General features: G+C 65.8%; 1 protein-coding gene. It reads right to left on the bottom strand.

All coding sequences use genetic code 11. The features are described from left to right. Positions 1 to 912: TPM domain-containing protein (locus tag ACYVDE_RS24480; RefSeq protein ID WP_460504128.1), on the bottom strand; the 912-nt coding region annotated here is incomplete at both ends.

Here is a 912-nt window from a genome sequence, read left to right as displayed (position 1 = left end):
CCCGACGCCATGCGGTTGCCGAGGTAGGCCCCCGCCGCCGCTGCCGCACCCGTAGCCAGCATGCCGCCAATGCCGGGGCCGCTGCTTTGGTTGGGCACGTTGCCGTAGCCGGGGCCATAGCCGCCGGGGTTCTGGCCGTAGCCACCACTTTGGGGGGCGTTAGGCCGGTTGGGCAGGAAGTTGGGTGTGCCGTTGGAAGTATTATTCGCCGCCGCGCTACGTCCTTTAAACATGCGCACTACAAACCACAGAACGCCGCCAACTGCCAAAGCACCAAGCAACAGCGTCCCAATGCCGGGGCCCGACGGGGCTGGCTCGGCCGGCGTGGTGGTAATGGGGTCGTTGCCGGTGGTGGGGTACGACTGCGTTTCGGTCGTCGGGTTGTCCATCAAATTGTCGGCAGCGCGCTGGCCAACAGCAGCCGTAGCTGCTCCTGTAGTAGCCGAGGCGGCTCCATTGGTGGCATCCTTCACCGAGCCGGGGTTGGCCGTGGCCATTAGCTTGTTCAGGCCCGCCCGCAGGCCGGCGAAGTAGTTGTTCTGCTTGAAGTCGGGCGTCATCCGGCCAATAACCTCGTTGGTTACCTCCGGGGTGATGACGCTTTCCAAGCCACTACCGGGCTGAATGGATACTTTATGCTCCTGCGCGCCCAGCAGCACCACCACGCCGTTGTTCTTGTCGCGCTGGCCCACGCCCCAGGCGGTACCGATGGCCCGGGCATAATCGGCCACCGGGCGGCCGCCCAGCGAGGGCACCGTTACCACCACAATCTGGGTGCCGGTATTGTCGGCGTAGCGGCGCAGGCCGCTGTCGAGCTTCTTGGCGTCGGCCGGCTGCATCAGGCTGGCTTGGTCATTCACAAATTTGAAGGGCGTGGGGCGCGGCGGCAGGCCAGCCTCGCCGGTTTGGGCC

The sequence above is a fragment of the Hymenobacter agri genome (assembly GCF_054778495.1).
This window is presented reverse-complemented; position numbering and strand designations above follow the sequence as displayed.